Source organism: Sphingobium lactosutens (assembly GCF_013393185.1).
Taxonomy (GTDB): Bacteria; Pseudomonadota; Alphaproteobacteria; order Sphingomonadales; family Sphingomonadaceae; genus Sphingobium; species Sphingobium lactosutens_A.
The window spans coordinates 170,532-191,032 of sequence record NZ_QJQX01000051.1 but is presented as its reverse complement, the minus strand read 5'-3'; the positions used below and the strand labels follow the sequence as shown (position 1 = coordinate 191,032).

The window sequence follows — 20,501 nt, the reverse complement described above, 5'->3', positions numbered from 1 at the left end:
CTTACCGGTTTATCTGGGCCGGCTGGGTGAGCGCCTTGACGATGGCGGCGTCGAACTGCGCCGCCTGATCGGGGCGGAGCACGGCGCGCATCGCGAAGATATGCTGGAGCGTTTCCTTCTGAAGCTGGCCCATCACATGGTGCGACCGGTCGACCGCCTCCCCGACCTTGGGGCCATAGCCATGTTCGGCGGCGATGGCGTCGGCCAGCCTTTGATTGTCGGCGCGCATTTCCGCCTCCAGCGCTTCACGACGGGTGGCGAAGGCGGCCTCCAGCTCATGAATGCGCTTTTCCTGCGCGGCGTCGAGCGTGAGGCGCTGATGCAGCAGGGCATGAACCTCGCTTTCGACGCGCGGTTCGGGGGCGATCCAGATGCGGGCGATGAATACCGCCGCCAGCGAGGCGGCAAAGGCGACCAGCGCGACGAGAATATAGCGGCGGGCGGTCATGCGCCCCTCACTGACCGAGCAGGCGCGAAGGCGCATAGTCCGACATGCCGATCGGCATAGGCGACGCCTGCGCAGGCGCTGCGGGTACAATGCTGCCCGCCCAGCCGATGCCGATCGCGAGCACCCCCGCCAGCATCAGGCTGCGCCGCGCCGTCACCTGCTCGCGCTTTCTGGCGACGCCGCCCATCACGGCATCGTCCATCGCTTCGAGCCGCGCGTCGGTGGGCATCGCCCGCACCGCGCCCAGCATCCGGTCCAGATCGGTCATCGCTTCATTCTCCATCCTCATGACCGCATACGCGCGTGACGCGCCCATCCCTTGGGCAGGGGCCGAAAAAATTATGCGCATGGGGCGAGGGGTCCGGCAAGTCCATGCGTAATTGCCCTGAACATCATGCTGGAGACATTGCCATGACCCGTAAGTTCCTGATCGCCGCCGCTGCCCTGGCGCTGGCCCTGCCCGGCGTCGCAAGCGCGCATACCAAGCTGCTGTCGTCCAGCCCGGCCGCCAATGCGACCGTCGCCAAGCCGACCAGGCTGACGCTGACCTTTTCCGAAACCTTCCTGGCGCCGATGAGCGGCGTGGAACTGACCATGACCGGGATGCCGGGCATGGCCAGCCATGAGCCGATGCCGATCAAGGGCTTCAAGACCGCCGTCGAGGGCAAGACCATGACGCTGACCCTGCCCCGCGCCCTGCCCGCCGGCACCTATGAGCTGAAGTGGCATGTGGTCGGCGCCGACCAGCACAAGATGGAAGGCGGCTACAGCTTCACGGTCAAGTAAGCCGCGATGACCGAGGGGGCGCTGATCGGTGCGCGGCTTGCGCTGATGATCGACCTTGCCCTGCTCATGGGCCTGCCGCTGTTCTGGTGGACCATGGGTATGGCAGGACGGAAATCCCTGCTGGCGCTGCTGGCGGTCGGTGGCGTGGCGCTGTCGGCGCTATGGCTGCTGGCGAGCGCGGCAGCGATGACCGGCACGCCGATCACCTCCCCCGACTGGGCGAGCGCCCAGATATTGTTGACGATGACGCCGATCGGCCCGGTGCTGGCGGTGCGGGGCGCGGCCTTGCTGGTAGCGATCGCCGCGCTGCTTTTGCCGGGCGGGACGCGATGGGCGCTGCTGCCGGCGGCGGTCGCGACCGGGACTTTGGCCTGGACCGGCCATGCCGGCGCGACCGAAGACATGGCCGGAACGCTCCACCGGGCCGCCGATGTCGCCCATATCTGGGCGGCGGCGGGCTGGATCGGGGCGCTGGCGATGCTGCTCTGCGCAGTGACGCGATTGCGGGCTGGAGATAATGCGCGGCCGGTTGCGACGATGCTGGCGCGCTTTTCGCTGATGGGGTCGCTGGTCGTGGCGACGCTGGTGGTCAGCGGCGCGGTCAATGTCGCGATGATCGTCGGGCTGGCGCAGGTGCCGGCCTTGCTCGGCAGTCTCTATGGCTGGCTGCTGGGGGCGAAGCTGGCGCTGTTCGGGCTGATGCTGGGACTAGCGGCGGCCAATCGCTGGTGGCTGACGCCGGCGCTGGAAAGCGGCACGACGCCGCAACGCGCGATGATGCATCTGCGGCTGTCGCTTCTGGTGGAAAGCAGCGCCGCCGTCGCCATCATCGGGCTGGTTGCCTGGCTGGGAACGCTCGATCCGATGGCCTGATTTACTCACGCCAATCCCTATCGACTTGAATGTGTCGGACGGGCGCATCATCTGGCGTGGCGGATTGCCGAGGAGCGAGAGGATGCCGACTATCGCCGACAAGCGCGCCACGTTTCGCGCGCTGCATGAAGAAGGGTTCTTCATCCTTCCCAACGCCTGGGACGCGGGAAGCGCCGTCCGGCTGACCAAAGCCGGGTTCAAGGCCATCGCCTCGTCCAGCGCCGGCGCGGCCTGGGCGGCGGGAAAGGATGATGGCGAGCTTTCGCGCGACGAGGTGCTGGCGCATCTCAGGCTGCTGGTGGGCGCGACCAATCTGCCCGTGAATGCAGATTTCGAAAATGGATTTGCCGACGATCCAACGGCTGTGGCCGCCAATGTCGCACTTGCGATCGACACCGGCATCGCCGGCCTTTCGATCGAGGATTGGTCGGGCAACAAGCTCTATGAGCTGGATCTTGCCCGCGATCGTATCGCGGCCGCGCGTGCCGCCATCGACGCGGTCGATCCCAGCGTCATGCTGATCGGCCGCAACGAGAATTTCCGGGTGCCGGACATGCCGGTCGCGCAAAGCATCGCGCGTGCGGTGGCCTATGCCGAAGCCGGCGCGGATTGCCTGTTCGTCCCCTTCATCCTCGATCCGGGCGCCTTGGCGGAACTGGTTGCTGCCGTGGCGCCCAAACCGGTCAATGTCGTCATCCACGACTATGATGCGTCGATCCGGACCTTTGCCGCGCTTGGCGTCCGCCGGTGCAGCGTAGGCGGCAGCCTGGCGAAGCGCGCATGGGCAGCCGTGGACGAGGCTGCCCAGCTACTCAGGCAATTCGATCCTTGAGCCGGCCTCTTCGTCAGGCCGGGCGGTAGATGCAATAGACCTTCTTCACATGGACGCGGCTGTCCCAGCTGCAACTGGCGCCCTGTTCGACCAGAAAGATGTCGCCTTTCGAGAAAGTGCCTTCGACGCCGGCTTCGTCGACGAAGGTCACGCTGCCGTCGAGCAGATACATCAATTCAAAATGGCCATAGCGCATGGCGCGGCGGTGATAGGGGGTCGAATCCCAGGTGCCGGCCATGAACTCGCCATCGTCCGACTTCCAGTCGCTATTGTTGCGGCACTGGGGCGTCGGGCCGACCAGCAGTTCTGCGAGCGGCGCGCCCGAAGGCGCGAGCGGGGCATTGGCGTCGACCGGGATGATTGCGCCGTCCCCGGCAGGGCCGCCGGTGCGGCGCATGAAGAGGAGGCGGCTGTCCGCATCGGCGGTCCAGGCAAAAGCCGCGCCGCCGCGCAGGACGACGCTGTCGCCTTCCACAAGCGTGAGATCGCGATCGCCCTGCGCGATGCGGACCGCGCCGGATTCCACGATGATAAATTCGTCGACGGGCATCGCCGCGACCATGCCCGTGCCCTGCGGCAGGGCGATGAGGCCGGCGCTGATGGGACCATCCGCCAGCGGCAACTGCGCGCGGGCGGCGAGGAAGGGATCGCCTTCGCCCGTCACCACGGTCGCGCCTTTGGCCCAGGCGCGCAGGTCGATGAAGCTGCGGGTCAGTGTCTGGTTGGTCATGACGGCCTTTCCTGTCGATCTGGCCGCAGGATAAGCCGTCACGCCCGGCACGATGCGCCGTTTGCGACGGAGCGGACCGTCAGACCTGCCGCAAGGCGCGGGCCGGACGGACGGAAAGCAGCGGGATCGATCCGGCAAGGCCGATGCCGAGCGTCAGCAGCGCCCCGCCCGCCAGCGTCGCCAGCACGATCGGCCAGTCGGGCGTCCAGCTGAAATCGAACACCTCCACAATCACGAACCATGCCGCCGCGCTGCCGAGCGCCAGCGCGACGAGCGCGAGAATGGCGGCGAGCAGGCCATATTCGAGCGCCTGCCCGCCCAGCAGTTGCGCCCGTGTCGCACCCAGCGTCTTGAGGATGACGCTGTCATAGCTGCGCGACTGACGCGCGGCCGCGATCGCGCCGACCAGCACGGCGATGCCGGCGAGGATCGCGACCGAGGCGGCGACAAGGATCGCGCGCGACATCTGGGTCAGGATCGCGCCGACCTGATCGATCACCTCGCCCACCGCGATCACGGACACGCCGGGGAAGGCGGCTAGCAGGGCGCGGGTCATGGCGCTGTCGTGGCGCGGGTCCATGGTGATGGTGGCGGCGACGCTGTGCGGTGCGGCCTCCAGCGTCGCGGGGGTAAAGACCAGCACATAGTTGAAGCCCATCGTATCCCAATTGACCTTGCGCAGGGAGGCGATGCGCGCCTTGATCTCGCGCCCCAAGATGGAAATGGTCAGCGTATCGCCGACGCCGATGTTCAGCGTTTTGGCCGCTGCGGCGTCAAGCGAGACGAGCGGCGGCCCCTTATAGTCTTTCGCCCACCATTTGCCCGCGACCAGATCGCTGCCTTCGGGCAGGGTGGCGCTGTAGGTGACGCCGCGTTCACCGCGCAGGAACCAGGCGCCTTCGGGCAGTTGCTGGAGATCGGCGACGCGCTGCGCACCATAGGCGGTGATGGTGCCGCGCAGGACGGGCACGATGTTGAGTTGTGCCTCCGGCGCCTGGCGCGTGACGATCTGGCGGAAGCGGGCCTGCTGCGGCGCGGGAATGTCGAGCACGATCTGGGCGGGCGCCTTTTGCGGGACGACGGTGCGGATTTCCGCGTTCAGGCTGGTTTCGATCCCCGCCAGCGTGACGAAGAGCGTCAGGGCAAGGCCCAGTGCCACGATCAGCGCGGCGGTCTGCGCGCCGGGCCGGTGCAGATTGGCGAGCGCAAGGCGGAGGAGCGGGCGGCGCGGCCGAGGAAGGCGGCGCGCGAGCCGGCTGACGAGCAGGCCGAGGGCAAGTAACAGCAGCAGCACGGCGGCGACCGCGCCCAGGACGGCGGCAGAGAACAGCGGTTCGCGCGCGGTGCCGAGCGCCAATGTGATCAGCAATGCCCCCGCCCCGCCCATCGCGGCAAGACTCCGCCGGTCAAGGCCGCTCCGGCTTTCGATCGCGCCGCGGAAAATGGCGGCGGCGGGCTGGGTGCGCGCTCTGGCGAGTGGCGGGAAGGTGAAGAGGAAAGCGATCAACAAGCCATAGGCGGCGCTCGCCAGCAGGGGGATGGGGTGGAGGCGGAAGCCGGGGCTGACCGGCAGCACGTCGCCCGCCAGCGCCACCACCAGTGAAGGCAGGGCCGCGCCGACGATCAGGCCGGCCGCGATGCCCAGCAGCGCGACAGCGCCAACCTGCATCCGGTAGATGCGGGCGATGTCGGTGGAGGTCGCGCCCAGCACCTTCAATGTCGCTATGCCGCCGCGCTTGCCGGCGAGATAGGAGGCCACGCCATTGCTGACGCCGATGCCGGCGATCACCAGCGCGGCAAGACCGATCAGCGACAGGAATTGCCCCATTCGCTCGATGAAGCGATTTGCGCCGGGCGCGGCCCGATCCTTGTCCTTGAAAGTCCAGCCATCACGGGCGCGCGCCTTCTCCAGGTCGTTGCGCACGGTCGCCGCATCGAAACGAGGATGGAGGCGGATACGATATTTGGCCGAATAGAGACTGCCCGGCTGAATGAGGCCAGTACGGCGCAGTCCGTCCATCGACACGATCGCGACCGGGCCGAGCGTGAAGCCCTCGCCCAGCCGATCGGGTTCCTCCGCGATGATGTCGCTGATAGTAAAGGTCGCCTCGCCATAGCGCAGCCGCTCGCCACGTCGGACCTCCAGCCGCTCGGCCAGCGCCTCGCCGACCACGATATGATCCGCATCCATCGGACGATATGCGCCGTTGCGCAGGGTGAGCGCGCCATAGAGCGGGTAGAGATCATCCACGCCCTTGAGTTCGGTCAGCACGGCAGGCGGGGCGTCGCCCCTGCCCTGCCCGATACGCTGCGCCATGGCCCGCATGCGGATCGTCTCGCTGAGCGTGCCGAGCTGCCGGAACAGGTCCTTGTTGCCGACATTCGCCTCGCGCTGGGTCATGCCGATTTCTATGTCGCCGCCCAGGATGACGCGGCCCCGGTCGCTCAGTTCCTGGGTGATGGCGGCGGTCAGGCTGCCGATCGCCGCCAGCGCGGCAACGCCGAGGAACAGGCAGAGGAAGAGCAGCCGCAGCCCGCGAAAGCCCAGATGCAGGTCGCGCCGGGCGATGCGCCAGCCCGCGCGCCAGCCAAGCCCGCTCACAGGGTGCGATCCGCTATGATCTGCCCATCGCGCATTTCGATGATGCGGCCGCACCGTTCGGCCAGCACCGGATCATGGGTGATGATGACGAGCGTGGCGCCTGCCGCATGCTGCCGGCCGAACAGCAGGTCCATGATCGCTGCCCCCGTGGCGGCGTCGAGATTGCCGGTGGGTTCGTCGGCGAAGATCAGGGTCGGGCGCGGCGCGACCGCGCGGGCGATGGCGACGCGCTGCTGCTCGCCGCCCGATAATTGGGCGGGATAATGGTCGATCCGGTGGCCGAGGCCCACGGCGCGCAACTCTTCGGCGGCCAGAGCGAAGGCGTCGGCATGGCCGGCCAGTTCAAGCGGCACGGCGACATTTTCCAGCGCCGTCATGGTGGGGAGCAGGTGGAAGGACTGAAGCACGATGCCGATCCTGCCCCGGCGCGCGCGCGCAAGGTCATCCTCCCCCAAAGTGCCGAAGTCGACGCCGCCCACATCGACGCTGCCGCCACTGGCGCGTTCAAGGCCCGACAGCACCGCCATCAGCGAGCTTTTGCCCGACCCCGATGCGCCGAGGATGGCGACGCTTTCCCCGCGCAGGATGGACAGGTCGACGCCCTTGAGGATCGCCACCGGCGCGTCGCGGGCGCCAAGGGAAAGGGTGACATTCTGCGCGCGGATCGCAATAGTGGCGGGATCGATGGGCAAGTGCATGAAGAAGGAGCGCTCCTTGGCGGGCAGGTTGTTGCAATATGGGGCGTTGACGCTGTTTGTCCATCTGGCCGCCTGTTCGGATGGTGCGCCCACCCCTCCCCCGCCCGCCAATATGGCGCAGGCAGTCGAAGACGCCGAACCGGCGGCCGACACGAAGCTGGTCGTGGCGTTCGGCGACAGCCTGTATGCCGGCTATAATCTGGACCAGGGCAAAGGGCTGGCGCCGATACTGGAAAAGGCGTTGAACGCGCAGAGGATAAAGGCTCGGGTCGTCAATGCCGGCGTGTCGGGCGACACCACGGCGGCGGGGTTGGCGCGGCTCAGCTTCACGCTCGACGGGTTGCCGCGCCGGCCCGATCTGATGCTGGTCGGCCTTGGCGGCAATGATATGCTGCGCGGCCTTTCTCCAGAGGAAACGCGCGCCAATCTGGATGCGATCCTGGCGGAGGCGAAGAAGCGCGGCATCCCCGTGCTGCTGACGGGCATGATGGCCTCGCCCAATATGGGGCCGGATTATGCCGCGGCGTTCGATCCCATCTACCCCGAACTGGCCAAGGCCTATGGCGCGACGCTCTATCCCTTCATGCTGGACGGGGTGATCGGCAAGCGCGCGCTGCTACTGCCCGACGGTATCCATCCCAATGACGAGGGCGTCACCATCATCGTCGGCAAGCTGGCGCCGCTGGTGGCGGGAGCGCTGAAGCCATGAACATCCGGGTCGGCCTGATCGGCTATGGCATGGCCGGGCGCGTCTTTCATGCGCCGCTGATCCGGGCGGTGCCGGCGCTGGAGCTGGCGGCAATCGTCACCAGCCGGGCGGAGGAGGTGGCGGCGCTCGATCCGGCTATCACCTGTGTGGCGGAGGTGGACGCATTGATGGCCGATCCGGCGATCAACCTGATCGTGATCGCGACACCGAGTGCGACCCATGCGGCGCTTGCCGACAGGGCATTGCGCGCGGGCAAGCATGTGGTGGTGGACAAGCCCTTTGCCCTGTCGCTGGCGGAGGCGCGCGAACTTGTCGCGCTGGCGGACGCGGTCGGGCGCACGCTGGCCGTGTTCCACAATCGCCGGTTCGACAGCGATTATCTGAGCGTCAGCGCCGCGATCGCGGAGGGCGCGGTCGGCCGGGTGACGCATTTCGAGAGTCATTTCGATCGTTTCCGGCCGGAAGTACGCGACCGCTGGCGCGAGGACGGGTCGCCCGGATCGGGCGTCTGGTACGATCTGGGGCCGCATCTGGTCGATCAGGCGCTCGCGCTGTTCGGCAGGCCACTGGCGGTGAGCGCAGACATAACCGCCCTGCGCGAAGGATCGGCGGCGGACGATTGGGCACATGTCGTGCTGCGCTATGACGGGCAGCGGGTGGTGCTGCACGCCAGCCTCAATGCTCCGGGCGGCGATGCGGGCGGCGTGCCGCGCTTTGCCGTGCATGGCATGAAGGGTTCGCTGATCAAGCGACGGCTCGATCCGCAGGAAGCCCAATTGATCGAGGGGTTGCGGCCGGGCGATGACCTATGGGGCGTCGATCCCGATCCGGTCGAGCATCATGATGCTGCGGGCGACATGACTCTGCATCCGGCGGCAACCGGATGCCAGGAACGTTTCTACACGCAGATAGCCGATGCACTATTGTCCGGAAGCGCGCTGCCGGTCTCGACAGCGGAAGCCGTATCGGTGCAGGAAGTGATCGAGGCGGCATGGCTGTCCGCGCGGGAAATGCGCGTGGTAGCCCTGCCGCAGGATGCCATGAAGTGAGTTAAGAGAGGATCGGATATGCCGCTGTCGCTGCCCCTGCGCCTATTGCTTATGACAATGCTGTCGGGATCGACGGCCATTGGGGCGACGGCGCAGCCGCGGGCGCAACCGCCGGCGCAACCGGAAGTGATGATCGCACAGGGTCGGTTGCGCGGGACGACCGAGGATGGCGTCACCGCCTTCAAGGGCGTTCCCTTCGCCCAGCCGCCGGTCGGCGATCTGCGCTGGCGCGCACCGCAGCCGATCGCCCGCTGGCAGGGCGTCCGCGATGCCAGCCAATATGGCCATGACTGCATGCAACTCCCCTTCCCGTCCGATGCCGCGCCGCTCGGCACGCCACCGGCAGAGGATTGCCTCTATATCAATGTCTGGAAACCGGCGGGCGCCAAGGCGAAACTGCCGGTGATGCTGTGGATCTATGGCGGCGGCTTCGTCAATGGCGGCTCCTCGCCGCCCACTTATTCCGGCGCGGCGCTGGCCAGACAGGGCATCATGGTGGTGAGCTTCAACTATCGGTTGGGGCGCTTCGGCACCTTTGCTCACCCTGCGCTGACCAGGGCCGATGCCGACAAGGGCCTGTTCGCCAATTATGGCTATCTGGACCAGATTGCCGCACTTCGTTGGGTGAAAGCCAATATCGCCGCGTTCGGCGGCGACCCGGCAAACGTCACCATCATCGGCGAAAGCGCGGGTGGCATGTCGGTCCACGCCCTGCTGACCTCGCCGATGGCGCAGGGGCTGTTCCAGAAGGCGGTGATCCAGTCGGGCGGACCGATGCCGATGGGCGACGCGACGCTGGCCGGCGCCGAGAAACTGGGTGCGGCCTTCGGCGAGAAGAAGGGGGTGCGCGCCGACGATCCCAATGCGCTCGCGAAGCTGCGCGCCTTGCCTGCCGATACGGTGGTCGACGGGCTGAACCTGGCATCGCTGTTTGCCGGAAGCCCGCGCGAACATAGCAGTCCGATCGCCGACGGCCGGATCGCGGTCGACAGTCTTGCGGCCTATCAGGCCAGGCGGTTCGCCAAGGTGCCGGTGATGATCGGCGCGACCAGCGACGACATAGGCGGATTGACCGGTCCGATGGTGGCGGGCGCGCGGGCCATGGCGCAACAGTTCGCTACGCAGGGCGTGCCGACCTATTATTATCGCTTTTCCTATGTCGCGGACTCGCTGCGGACGGCGAAAGCCAAAGGTGCGGGCCACGCCAGCGAAATTCCCTATTTCTTCGATACGGTCGCGATCAAATATGGCGGCGCCGCCACGGACCGGGACAAGATGATGGGCCGGACCGCCAGCGCCTATCTGGTCAATTTTGCGAAGAAGGGTGATCCCAATGGCGATGCTTTGCCGGCCTGGCGGCGCTATGGCGCGGATGGATCCATGCTGGATATGAGCGCGGCCGGCACTGCTGTCGAACGGCGGGAAGATTAGGGTTTCCCTGCTCTGGCAGGTGAGAATTTCCTGATCTGCCAGCGTGTTATCACCTCTTCTCGGGCGTGGTTTCGGAATCCTATCAGCGTGTTTTCGGTTTCATTCCAACGTGGGATCGGTTTCCAGCAAGCCGACGGGACTCGCAGGATTTCCGTCCCCGAATCGAAGCCCGACAAGCGCCTAACTCCGGTAATCTTCGAATAAATCTCCTAAACGACCGATAGCGACAGCGCATTTACCAACAGACGTCGTTGGGAGGTGACGGTTCGCCATAGCAGGCTATCAGCTGGCGCCCTTGGTCTCCGACTTCCTCCAGCAGTCGAGGTTGCTATCCAAGGCACCCCAGATCAGATCAAATCCTATTGTGCAGTGCAAAACGGCAAGGTTTGACTTTCAGGCTTGAATAGGCGCATTAAACGCAAACCAATTTATCCCATCACGATTCGGCCATGAGGGGCGTCATGTCGTTAACCGTCAACACCTTGCGCAACGTCACCACCGCCTGCCAACAGATGCGCGATCATATCAAGACCATCGTGTTTCGGCCGGACAATCGCAAGACGCTCGACATCAGTTTCGGGCCGACCGTGGCTGCCGAACTGATCGGGCGGACGCCGGAAGCACTGGCCAAGGCCGAAGCCAAGGGCCGCCTTCCCCAGCCCAAGCAGCTGCCCAACGGTCGCCGCTATTACACGCTGGAGGATCTGACCCATATCCGCAGCGCGCTGGGCATCCATGTCGGCAAACAGCCGGACGAGGACGCTGTTGTTTTGGCAGTCCAGAATTTCAAGGGTGGCGTGGGCAAAAGCACGATCACGAAGCATCTCGCGGATTATCTTGCGCTCCATGGCTATCGCGTGCTGGTGATCGATTGCGATCCGCAAGCCTCGACCACCACGATGTTCGACATCCAGCCTGAAACGCTGATCGACGATGAGGAAACGCTGGGCGCTTTCCTGTCTCCGCGCAGCACTTTCAGCGATTTTTCCCGGACCATCCGCGACACGCCCTGGCCGACGATCAAGATCGTGCCATCCAGCCTTGGCTTGCAGGACGCGGAATGGGATTTGACCTCCACCCTTCGCGAGGGCGGTCAGGCGGTGCGCGAAAGCCTTCAGGCGTTGCGCATCGGTATCGCCAGCGTGACCAAGGATTTCGACGTGATCCTGCTCGATCCGCCGCCAGCCATGGGCTTCCTTGGCCTCAATGTCATGGCGGCCGCGACCGGCCTGCTGATTCCCGTGCCGGCGCGCCAGCTCGATTATCTGTCGACCATCCATTTCATGGACACGATTGCCGACAATATCGAGATTCTCGAACAAAATGGCACGCCGGTCAATTACGGTTTCATCCGCGTGGTTTGTTCCACCTTCTCGCCCAGCAAGCCGGGCGAGAATGACATGTGGCGCATCATGCAGGCAACCTATGCGGGGTTGCTGCTCGGACAGCCGATCCTGGCGTCCGAAGAAATCAAGAATGCGACGCAATCCTTCCGTTCCATCTATGAATCCAAGCCTTCGGCCTCACACCAGACCTATATGCGGTGCCGCGAAAATCTGGATGCCGTCTTCGCTGAGGTCGAACAGCAGATTCGCCAGCAATGGCCATCGACCAGCCTGACCTCTGACGTGGGTGTGGCGGCATGAGCCGGCGATCGCTGATCAGCGAGGCTTTGGCTTCCGTTCCGCATGAGCCCGCCGCCGGTGCTGCGCCGTCGGGTGAAGCCGCAGGCGTGCCGCGCACGAACTTCACGAACAAGCGGCTCGAAGCCTTTGGCGAGGCGGCGCGGATCGTGAAGCGCCCGACCATCCGGCTGAAACCCGCGGAATGTTCGATCTGGCCGGGCAATGCCCGCGATTATTCCCTGCTCGACGAACATCGGTTGCGCAGCCTGATCGATTCCGTCCTGGCGGAAGGCGGCAATCGGGTGCCCACCGTGGTGCGGCGGACGCCCAATGGCCTCCTGCCCTATGAGCTTGTCACCGGCACGCGGCGACATTGGGCGATTTCGTGGCTGAACGCCAACCATTATCCCGACATCGACCTGATCGCGATCATCGAGGATCTGGATGATGAAGCGGCGTTTCGCCTGGCCGACATCGAGAATCGCGAGCGCGAGGATATTTCGGATCTGGAGCGCGGGCTCAATTACAAGGCCGCGGTCGAGAGCTATTATGGCGGCGTGCAGTTGCGGATGGCCGAGCGGCTGAAAATCTCCAAGTCGCAATTGTCGCGCTACATCGCCCTGACCGATATTCCACCTTTCATAGTGAGCGCTTTCCATTCGCCGATGGACCTTCAGGCCAAATATGCGGAGAAGCTGCTGCCTTTGCTGCGCGACCCGGCGAACCGAACGAAGCTGGAAGCGGCCGCGGATCAGATCGCATCGGAGCAAAGCTTTCGGCGGTCGGGTGACGAGCAGCCGATCAGCGGTCCGGAGGTGTTGGCGCGTCTGGTCCAGGCGACCGTCGCCAAGGGCCGGGTGCAAAAGGCAATGATCGCGGCAACGGGCGGAGCGTCGATCGGTCAGGTCGAAAAGGACCAGCAGAAAGTCCTGACGCTGTCCTTGTCGCCGAACGGTCTGTCGACGGACGAGATATTGGAAGCGCTGCGGCCGGTGATCGAGCAGGCCAAGATCCGGACCGGCCGACGCCGCTGAGCATCGGGATCGTGGGACGAAAAGCTGAAAACGGAGGAATAATCCTTTTATTTCAGTAACTTGAATGTGATTTCCCTCCGGGGGGAAGCGGGGACGGCATGGCGACGGCAGGGAATGAAGGCGAACTGAAAAATGTGCTCAAGGAGCGCAAGGTCCAGTTCGAGATGTTCTTCACCCTGCCCGATTTCAGCGACATTTCGTTGCGCGATTATCAGGAAACGATGCAGCGCCCCTTCTTCAGCCTGTCGAAGCGCAAGCGCGTCAAGCCGATCGACTATGTCAGCCCCGACCGCAATGTGACGGTTCAGGTCCTTCCCAATCCCGCATATGGCATGGCGACGATCTGGGACGCGGATATCATGATCTACCTTGCGTCGCATCTGAATGAATTGCGCGAGCGCGGAACCAACGATATTTCTCCTGCCATCCGGTTGCAGCCTGGCGATTTGTTGAAGCGCATCTGCTGGGGCACGAGCGGACGGGCCTATGAGCGACTGGTGAATGCCCTCGACCGGCTGCAGGCCACGACGATCAAGACCAATATCCGGGCCAATGCGAAAAGCCGGGAGACGACATTCTCCTGGATCGACAGCTATACCCATCTGGTGGATGAGCGGACGCAAAGATCGCTCGGCATGGAAATCACTTTGTCGAAATGGTTCTTCGATGGCGTGATGGACAAGCGCAACGTGCTATCGATTTCGCCCCTCTATTTTGAAATCACCAGCGGACTGGGCAAATGGCTTTATCGGGCCTCGCGCAAGCATGCCGGCGGCAACGGGCCGGAAGGCTTCACTATCGGTTTCGAAACGCTGCATCAGAAAAGCGGAAGCGAAAGCAGCTATCCGGTGTTCAAGCGGAAGTTGCTCGACCTCGCGCGCAGCAACGAGCTTCCCGACATCAGCCTTGGCGTTATCGATGAGGACAGCAGCAAACCGAAGCTGAAGATGGTCATGCGGCGTCATCTGGGTGATGCAGATCGGCGTAAACGCCTCCCCTCTCCCACTTCGTCACCGGAGATCGCACAATCTGATCGCACGCCGGACGAGCTAGTCGAACCGCGGCTGGCGCTCAATCTCATCTCGCAGTTGACCCGTGATTTGCGCGTCCGTGAACCAGCAGATGCCGGTCCGCGCCGCTCGACGGCAGAACGACGCCCCCCCTCCTCTGCGTCGCGGACCAGTGCGATCAAAATATTGGATCGGGACGTGTATGAGGCGATCCGGGCCGATTTCCCGGGATGGGACTATGACGAGCTGATGCGCCGATTTGATGCGTTTCTCGGCGCCAATCCTGATGAACTGCCGCGCAACTATTCCAAGCGCTTCTATGGTTTCGTCAAGGAACATCATCGCCGCAACAAATATCGGCTCTAGAGCGCGCTGCGTTAAATCGGACGCAGGTCGCGCGATCTAGTTCTTTGTTGTCGCATCCTTTTATGCGGATGCCGAAGGCCGGCGCAGCTAAAACCGGTTCTCACATTTAGCTGCGCTGGCCTTTGGCTCCGCACGATGCTCTAGGGGTTGCTGCGTCGAGTACGGCGCATATTGCACGCTCCTAGGCTCTATCGTCGCATCGCTTCGCGCTAAACCGATATCCACATTTGCGCGTGATGCTCCAATTCGCGCATGATCGTGTTTTCAGAATCACGTTAGCGACCGGGTAGGAATGGTCGCTCGCGACCCGAGGTAAAGAACATTTACGGTCGCTATCGCAAATCCGGCCCTATTCCGGCCCGGTTGCACCGGATTGGGCGGATAATGGGCGTCCCGATCCAGCCCTATCCATGATCTTCTGCCGATTCTGAAAACACGTCGAACGGCTAGCCAGCAGGACAGAGCCTCTCCCTTTCCAACAAGGAAAGGAAGCATAGTCGCTATATTCGGAGGGATTGCTGCATCAGTTCTCCCGTTTCGCTCCGGGCATTTCTGTGGCGACGTGTTTTCAGAATCGGCCGGGCCAGATGGACCCTGTAATGCTCGTCGCGGTTTGAAGCGGCGTATCTGTGATTTCGGACATAACCAGCCGATAGGCCATATTAGCGTGGAGCTTTATTCAGAGTCGCCTGTAAGTGCACCTGATCAGACGGCAGACCCGTATATCTGATGGAGGAACGAAAAATGGGCTGCATATCTCCCCTGCCCGTATGCTGCCGCCTGGTCGCTATCCACCAAAGAGCCGGGCGACCGACTATCAGATGAAACCCAACTCATCGTCATCCGACCAGTCCAATCTGGCGGGTGACGTTGGGAATGGGTCAGGACGCATGCGCGATCCGGCTTCTGATGGAGCGGTGACAGGAATGGCGTAGCTCCGATAGCTGGCTTGCCCTGTTCTTTCGATCAGCAGGCCGGCATCCGTAGCGATCGAGAGAAGCTTGATCGCGCCCGCCACGGTCAGGTTCAAGGCTTTCGCCACGTCCTTGCTGCTGATCCGGGGGCGGGACATGGCGAGGGACAGGACGTCCTTCAGCCGGCCAGGCCGCTTCCGAGAATTGATAAACTGGGCTGCTCGAGCGGCATAGGCACGGAGCCGTACTTCCAGATCGAGATGCATTTGCGCGCCGGTTCCTACGGCATCAAGCCAGATGCTTTCGAGCTGCTCTCCCCGCGCATTTTTCCACGGCAGGGCATTCCGCTCCAGGCCAAGTGCGATCAAGCCGCCAGCGGATCCATCCCAGCAGCCCGGTCCCCAGCGATCTCCGATCAGCAGGCTGTATACCAGATCACCACGCCCGGCAGGCGCTCGTTCGCGCCATAGGCGCGCCATCTGGGCACCATGGAGCAGGGGAGGGGAGGGGGGGAGAGTTGCGATATCCTGCTGCCAGCCCGCAACGGTATCGAGCATGTCAGGCACTGCCCGTTGCCATGTCGATGACGCAGTGATGGCGGGGTCGGCTATGGCACCGAGCCACTGGAGCAGAACCATGCTGTCGTTCAGTATAGCGTCCAACTCGATGGCGCTGCCGATTGCATGACGTCCGTGACTGAGGTCAAAGCCGGATGTCTGGACGCTGCCACGACCATCGATCAGGAGATCGTCATCATGGAGTGGAAGATTGTCCAACCTCGCCAACGCCTGTCGTTCGGCGATCCTCATGCGGGTACGGAGCGGAAATCGAACGGGACTTAGACGACGTCGTTCTTCGAGCCGAACGAGCAGGCTTTGTGCGTCCGCATAAGCGGAAATCGGTGAAGAATGAGCCATAGCGACAATGTCCATGATGGACGAATATGGCCAAAATTCTACAAAAATGTTTTATAAATAAAAGTGTTTATTATCAATATGATAGACTTGTATATTAAACTAAAATTAGTATAAAGAAAATCATGGGATGGTTGGGGCTTGGGTGCCTCTTCAGCGAATTTTGAACGCATTTGGGAGGCGTGGAAGTTCTCGCGACTGAACGAAGGAGGGCTGGATTGAAAGACTGACTATATGGAGAAACGCATCCCCGTTGTTAACCGTGAGATCGACGATCAAGGCGGTTGTCGCCGGAAACTCGCGAACACCTAGCTCGCGCCCATCTGGTGGAGGGCGGGATGCAGCAACAGGCATTTATGCTCGAGCGCCCGCTGACGAAAAGGTCGGCAGGTGAGTATATGGCATCCGCGGGACCGTTGGTCAGCAACTTCGCCCATACGCCCCTGTTGAAGAGGCAAAATCCGATGGACAATCTGCTCACACAGGGCATTTTCTCGATTCTGCCTCTCAGGACCCCGTAGAGCGCATTTTTGGACCGCAGGTATGATCCCTTGTCTAAGGCCTCTTTTCGCGCTGTAGGGTGCCTTTACGGGGCGATGTAATTTACCGTTATAAATCAATTCGGTATAAAATAATTGCGCGATTTTCCGCAGAATTATCAAAGTGGGGGCGCATTTCACGCGCCAGGAAATCCTTTAGCTAACACCTGAATGCCAGCTTGCGTCAAAGCGGTTCATACTATCCCCAAGCGCAAGTATGAGAGCGAGTGACGGGCCGAAATACGACCCACCCTGACGAGGGGCCGGCGCAAAGGAGACGGACGAAGCGGAGCAGGTTCAGCGAAGAGTAGCTTAACATGAACCTGGCGGAGTAGGATGCCGGTTAGCGGCTGTGCGTCTGGTGGGACGGGCGGATCGCCGGACGGCTGGCGCAGGACGATCATGGCGATCTGTCCTTTGCCTATGATGGCGGTCCTGGTCGCGCGGGCCACAGGCTGACCGCTTTCACCCTGTTTCCTCGGGCAAACAGGGTGATCTCATGCCTGCAACCCCTTGCCGCTGCGTTCGAGATGGGCAAGCGCGTCGCGCACGGCGTCGGGCAGCTCGGCCTCGGTCACACCTGATCCGGCATGGAGATGGAAGATCACGCCCTGCCGGTTGGCGGACCGGATCGTCAGCATGGAGCGGCCATAGCGGCTGGCGGCGACATGGGGGCGGGCTTGACCTGAAACCCCTTGGGCGCGTCCAGCAACCAGCGCAGCACATCGGCGGTGGGTAGGGACGGTTCGCCAGCCTCGCGCAGCCGGGCCTGTTCGGTCGCGATCGAGTGGGCGGCGGCGGCGATAGCCCTGGCCGCATCCTGGTCGTCCAGCGCTTGGGCAAGCGGATAAGCAGGCTTGAGCTGCACGTCCGCGGGCGAGGCGAAGGCCGCGATTACGGTGTCGGGGACGCCCGACACCTTGATCATCTTCGACAGCCAGCCCTTGGACAGTTTCAGCCGCTCGGTCATGCGGGTCAAATGATCGCCATAATGGGTCTTGAGCGCGGCGGCATAGTTGCGGGTGCGCTCCAGGTCGGACACATCCTTGCGCGCGCGATTTTCGAGGTCGGCGAGGCTGAAGGCGGCCTCGTCGTCCAGCTGCGCGCCCTGCGCCACGAAGACCATGTCGGGGTAGCCGTGGGTGTGCAGCCAGCTGATCGACCAGTTGCGGCGGGTGCCGGCGATGACCTAATAGTCATGATCCGGGTCGTCCTCGACCCGGTGGACCACGGCAGGAACTTTCTGCTCGCCCTCTGCGATGATCGAATCGATCAGTTCGCGGCAATTTTCCTCGGTCAGATGGTCGTAGAGCCGGGCATTGCCCGTGCCGCACCTCGCCCGACGTCACGCGGGCGAGCGCGGATTCGCGGTCCAGCAAAGTGAGGTGGCGCGGGCGGGCGCGACGGAAGGAGCTTCGACCGCCGGGGCAGGGGAGGGGGCGTCACTCTCGTCCGCGAGCAGATCAGCCAGATAGTCGGATTGCTTACGCGCCATGGAGGGCCTCCTGCATTGCGGACAAAATGGAACATGGGCAGAACCATCTGCTGTAGGAAAGCCCTTCATGTCGCATTGACGATATCCCCTTCGCGCGCAGGGTCGATGCAGCCCAGCCTTGGCGCACCAGCGCCTCGATCTGGCCCATGGCCTCGTCCGCATTGGCCTTGCAGCGCTTGTGTGTCTTGGGCGTGCCGATCGGCTTTTCCAGTTCGTAGACGGTCATCATCCGCATCGCGGCATGGCTGATTTCCGCGCTTTCCAGGACCGGGACGGGCAGCAGCGCCGCGCCGAAACTCTGCTCCACGATCGCCCGGACCATGGCATGGCTGGGATCATTGCCGTCGAATTTGGAACAGATGAGGCGCACGAAGCTATAATCCACCTTGATTCCCGCGCCCTGCAACTGGTCGATGACCTGGTCCATCATCGAGAGGAACTGCCAAGGCGGTCTTTGGCGGCATGCGGGAGAAAGGTTGGGGCCGGATCATCAACATCGGCTCCGTCAACGGCCAGGCGGGTCAATATGGTCAGGTCAATTATGCCGCCGCCAAATCAGGCATTCACGGATTTACCAAGGCCCTTGCTCAGGAAGGCGCGAAATATGGCGTGACGGTGAACGCAATCGCACCAGGCTATATCGATACCGACATGGTATCGGCGGTGCCGGCGCCGGTGCTTGAGAAGATCATTGCCAGGATTCCGGTCGGCCGGCTCGGCCAGGCCGATGAGATCGCGCGCGGGGTTGCATTTCTGTGCAGCGACGATGCCGCCTTCATCACGGGCGGTACGCTTTCCATAAATGGCGGGCAGCATATGTACTGACAAGCCAGTCCTGGCATTGTCTTTGCCCATGGCGTTCGAGCGGTCGTTGTCGCGTCGGTAAACAGCTTTGAGATTTTGGTGTGCGACCCGGAGTGCCTTGTTTCAAAGGTACTTCCCTTTGGGCCGGAATCCTGTTCCGGCCCATTTTTTTGCGCGGCAGGGTCGTCGGCGCATTTCGCCGACCCGGAAATAGGTGGGAATCCAGCCTCTGACGACGTGATCCCGCATCACGCTTTCCTTTCGCTTCCCGTCAACCAGCAGCCCCGCGCTTGTAGGTTTTTCATGCGGTGTGCCAGAGGCTGGAGGGCCGCTTGAGGGCGATGCTGGAGAAATTCAAGCAAGGTTAGCGAGTTTACAGAAAAACGATAAACTGATATAAGATCGCTATGGATCCCCGTCGCAATCCCTTCGCCCCCGGCGCCGGCACGCCGCCACCCGAACTGGCCGGTCGCGATGCGCTGCTGGAACGCAATGCCATCGCGCTCGACCGCATCCGCATGGGACGGGCGGCGCGGCCGAGCATCCTCTACGGTCTGCGCGGCGTGGGCAAGACGGTGCTGCTGTCCACCATGCGCGACGCGGCCGAGGGCGAGGGCATGACCATCGTCGCGATCGAGGCGCCGGAAAACCGCTCGCTGCCGGGGATATTGGTACCCGCCTTGCGCGCGGCGCTGCTGCGGCTCGACCGGATGAAGCAGGCGTCGGCCGGAGTACGGCGGGCGCTTGTCGCGCTGGCGGGCTTTGCCAAGCTCAAGGTCAAATATGACGATCTGGAAGTCGCGCTCGATTTCGAGCCGGAGCCGGGCCTTGCCGACAGCGGCGATCTGGAGGCGGACCTGGCCGACCTGATCGTCGCAGTGGGGCAGGCGGCAAAGGAGCGGGCCAGCGCGGTGGTGCTGGTGATCGACGAGCTGCAATATGTGCCCGAGGAGCAGCTTGCCGCGCTCATCAGTGCCTTGCATCGCGCGGCGCAGAAGCAACTGCCCATCACCATGCTGGCGGCAGGCCTGCCGCAGTTGCTTGGCCAGATGGGGCGGGCCAAATCCTATGCCGAGCGGTTGTTCGAGTTCGTCAGCGTCGGCCCGCTGGATGAAGCCGCCGCGCGCGATGCCATCCGCCTGCCGATCGAGCGCGAGGAGGAGCGGATTGACGAAGCTGCGCTGGACGCGATCGTCGCGCAGACACAGGGCTATCCCTATTTCCTGCAGGAATGGGGCAAGCACGGCTGGGACGCAGCCGATGCCTCGCCCATCGGTGCCGACGACATGGAGGCCGCGACTCGGAGCGCACTCGCCGAACTGGATGCCAGCTTCTTCCGCGTCCGCTTCGATCGCCTGACCCCTGCGGAAAAACGCTATCTGCGCGCCATGGCCTCGATCGGGCCGGGACCGCACCGGTCGGGCGATGTCGCCGAAGCGCTTGGCGTAAAGGTGTCGAGTGTCGCCCCGACGCGCAACAGTCTGATCGCCAAGGGCATGCTCTACAGCCCAGCCCATGGCGACACCGCCTTCACCGTGCCGCTGTTCGATGCCTTCATGCGGCGGGTGATGCCGGAGGGGCAGGGCTGAGAGATTACGACCATTTTCATCGTGTCATAAGCAGAGCTGGCGTCGAAAAGAGG

Annotated in this window: 18 protein-coding genes and 2 pseudogenes; 11 read left to right on the top strand and 9 right to left on the bottom strand. The window is 63.5% G+C overall.

Going from position 1 to position 20,501, the window contains the following annotated elements; genetic code table 11:
• Nucleotide 1: 1 nt before the first annotated feature.
• Entirely contained in the window at nucleotides 2-448 is a 447-nt protein-coding gene (locus DM806_RS12050; protein WP_179043434.1) for a Spy/CpxP family protein refolding chaperone, read from the bottom strand.
• A gap of 7 nt (nucleotides 449-455) precedes the next feature.
• Nucleotides 456-716, bottom strand: coding sequence for a hypothetical protein (locus DM806_RS12045; protein WP_179043433.1), 261 nt, complete (start codon nucleotides 714-716; stop codon nucleotides 456-458).
• A gap of 143 nt (nucleotides 717-859) precedes the next feature.
• On the opposite strand from DM806_RS12045, the gene copC reads away from it, so the two are divergent.
• The 3 genes from copC (at nucleotide 860) to DM806_RS12030 (ending at nucleotide 2,939) form a co-directional block, all read left to right on the top strand.
• Nucleotides 860-1,234 carry a copper homeostasis periplasmic binding protein CopC gene (gene copC, locus DM806_RS12040; protein WP_179043432.1) on the top strand — a complete coding sequence of 125 codons (375 nt, stop codon included), beginning with the start codon at nucleotides 860-862 and terminating at the stop codon, nucleotides 1,232-1,234.
• Between the two features lie 6 nt (nucleotides 1,235-1,240).
• The gene (copD, locus tag DM806_RS12035) at nucleotides 1,241-2,107 is read left to right on the top strand and encodes a copper homeostasis membrane protein CopD (protein ID WP_179043431.1); all 867 of its coding nucleotides are present in this window, start codon (nucleotides 1,241-1,243) and stop codon (nucleotides 2,105-2,107) included.
• Between the two features lie 82 nt (nucleotides 2,108-2,189).
• The gene (locus DM806_RS12030; RefSeq protein ID WP_179043430.1) at nucleotides 2,190-2,939 is read left to right on the top strand and encodes an isocitrate lyase/PEP mutase family protein; all 750 of its coding nucleotides are present in this window, start codon (nucleotides 2,190-2,192) and stop codon (nucleotides 2,937-2,939) included.
• 13 nt (nucleotides 2,940-2,952) lie between these two features.
• Here DM806_RS12030 and DM806_RS12025 read toward each other — a convergent pair whose 3' ends face one another.
• From DM806_RS12025 to DM806_RS12015, 3 genes are all read right to left on the bottom strand, one after another.
• Complete coding sequence (locus DM806_RS12025) at nucleotides 2,953-3,669, bottom strand: cupin domain-containing protein (RefSeq protein WP_179043429.1); 717 nt, start codon at nucleotides 3,667-3,669, stop codon at nucleotides 2,953-2,955.
• 79 nt (nucleotides 3,670-3,748) lie between these two features.
• A complete protein-coding gene (locus DM806_RS12020; RefSeq protein ID WP_179043428.1) occupies nucleotides 3,749-6,271 on the bottom strand; it encodes an ABC transporter permease in 2,523 nt (840 codons plus the stop codon).
• Complete coding sequence (locus tag DM806_RS12015) at nucleotides 6,268-6,969, bottom strand: ABC transporter ATP-binding protein (protein WP_179043427.1); 702 nt, start codon at nucleotides 6,967-6,969, stop codon at nucleotides 6,268-6,270. Before DM806_RS12015 ends, DM806_RS12020 begins: the two co-directional genes overlap by 4 nt.
• On the opposite strand from DM806_RS12015, the gene DM806_RS12010 reads away from it, so the two are divergent.
• The 6 genes from DM806_RS12010 (at nucleotide 6,968) to DM806_RS11985 (ending at nucleotide 14,193) form a co-directional block, all read left to right on the top strand.
• Entirely contained in the window at nucleotides 6,968-7,678 is a 711-nt protein-coding gene (locus DM806_RS12010; protein ID WP_179043426.1) for an arylesterase, read from the top strand. The genes DM806_RS12015 and DM806_RS12010 overlap by 2 nt on opposite strands.
• Nucleotides 7,675-8,727, top strand: coding sequence for an oxidoreductase (locus DM806_RS12005; protein WP_179043425.1), 1,053 nt, complete (start codon nucleotides 7,675-7,677; stop codon nucleotides 8,725-8,727). The genes DM806_RS12010 and DM806_RS12005 overlap by 4 nt, the downstream gene beginning before the upstream one ends.
• An 18-nt stretch (nucleotides 8,728-8,745) precedes the next feature.
• On the top strand, nucleotides 8,746-10,158 hold the full coding sequence (locus tag DM806_RS12000) for a carboxylesterase/lipase family protein (protein WP_372859513.1): 1,413 nt from the start codon (nucleotides 8,746-8,748) through the stop codon (nucleotides 10,156-10,158).
• A 461-nt stretch (nucleotides 10,159-10,619) separates the two neighbouring features.
• The gene (locus DM806_RS11995) at nucleotides 10,620-11,804 is read left to right on the top strand and encodes an AAA family ATPase (RefSeq protein ID WP_179043424.1); all 1,185 of its coding nucleotides are present in this window, start codon (nucleotides 10,620-10,622) and stop codon (nucleotides 11,802-11,804) included.
• On the top strand, nucleotides 11,801-12,817 hold the full coding sequence (locus DM806_RS11990; RefSeq protein ID WP_179043423.1) for a ParB/RepB/Spo0J family partition protein: 1,017 nt from the start codon (nucleotides 11,801-11,803) through the stop codon (nucleotides 12,815-12,817). The genes DM806_RS11995 and DM806_RS11990 overlap by 4 nt, the downstream gene beginning before the upstream one ends.
• Before the next feature lie 98 nt (nucleotides 12,818-12,915).
• A complete protein-coding gene (locus DM806_RS11985; protein ID WP_256869268.1) occupies nucleotides 12,916-14,193 on the top strand; it encodes a replication initiator protein A in 1,278 nt (425 codons plus the stop codon).
• Between the two features lie 817 nt (nucleotides 14,194-15,010).
• Here the strand turns inward: DM806_RS11985 and DM806_RS11980 are convergent.
• From DM806_RS11980 to DM806_RS11970, 4 genes and pseudogenes are all read right to left on the bottom strand, one after another.
• Complete coding sequence (locus DM806_RS11980; protein WP_179043422.1) at nucleotides 15,011-15,883, bottom strand: hypothetical protein; 873 nt, start codon at nucleotides 15,881-15,883, stop codon at nucleotides 15,011-15,013.
• Nucleotides 15,884-17,057: 1,174 nt separating this feature from the next.
• The gene (locus tag DM806_RS27275; RefSeq protein WP_256869267.1) at nucleotides 17,058-17,201 is read right to left on the bottom strand and encodes a hypothetical protein; all 144 of its coding nucleotides are present in this window, start codon (nucleotides 17,199-17,201) and stop codon (nucleotides 17,058-17,060) included.
• Nucleotides 17,195-17,686 (bottom strand): hypothetical protein, encoded by a 492-nt coding sequence (locus DM806_RS27270; RefSeq protein WP_256869266.1) that lies wholly within the window; start codon nucleotides 17,684-17,686, stop codon nucleotides 17,195-17,197. The genes DM806_RS27275 and DM806_RS27270 overlap by 7 nt, the downstream gene beginning before the upstream one ends.
• 434 nt (nucleotides 17,687-18,120) lie before the next feature.
• Nucleotides 18,121-18,497: pseudogene (locus DM806_RS11970) on the bottom strand (AAA family ATPase); the annotation flags it as partial.
• Here DM806_RS11970 and DM806_RS11965 point away from each other — a divergent pair.
• A pseudogene (locus DM806_RS11965) lies at nucleotides 18,497-18,880 on the top strand (SDR family oxidoreductase); the annotation flags it as partial. The pseudogenes DM806_RS11970 and DM806_RS11965 overlap by 1 nt on opposite strands.
• Nucleotides 18,881-19,266: 386 nt before the next feature.
• Nucleotides 19,267-20,448 carry an AAA family ATPase gene (locus DM806_RS11960; protein WP_179043421.1) on the top strand — a complete coding sequence of 394 codons (1,182 nt, stop codon included), beginning with the start codon at nucleotides 19,267-19,269 and terminating at the stop codon, nucleotides 20,446-20,448.
• Nucleotides 20,449-20,501: the final 53 nt, after the last annotated feature.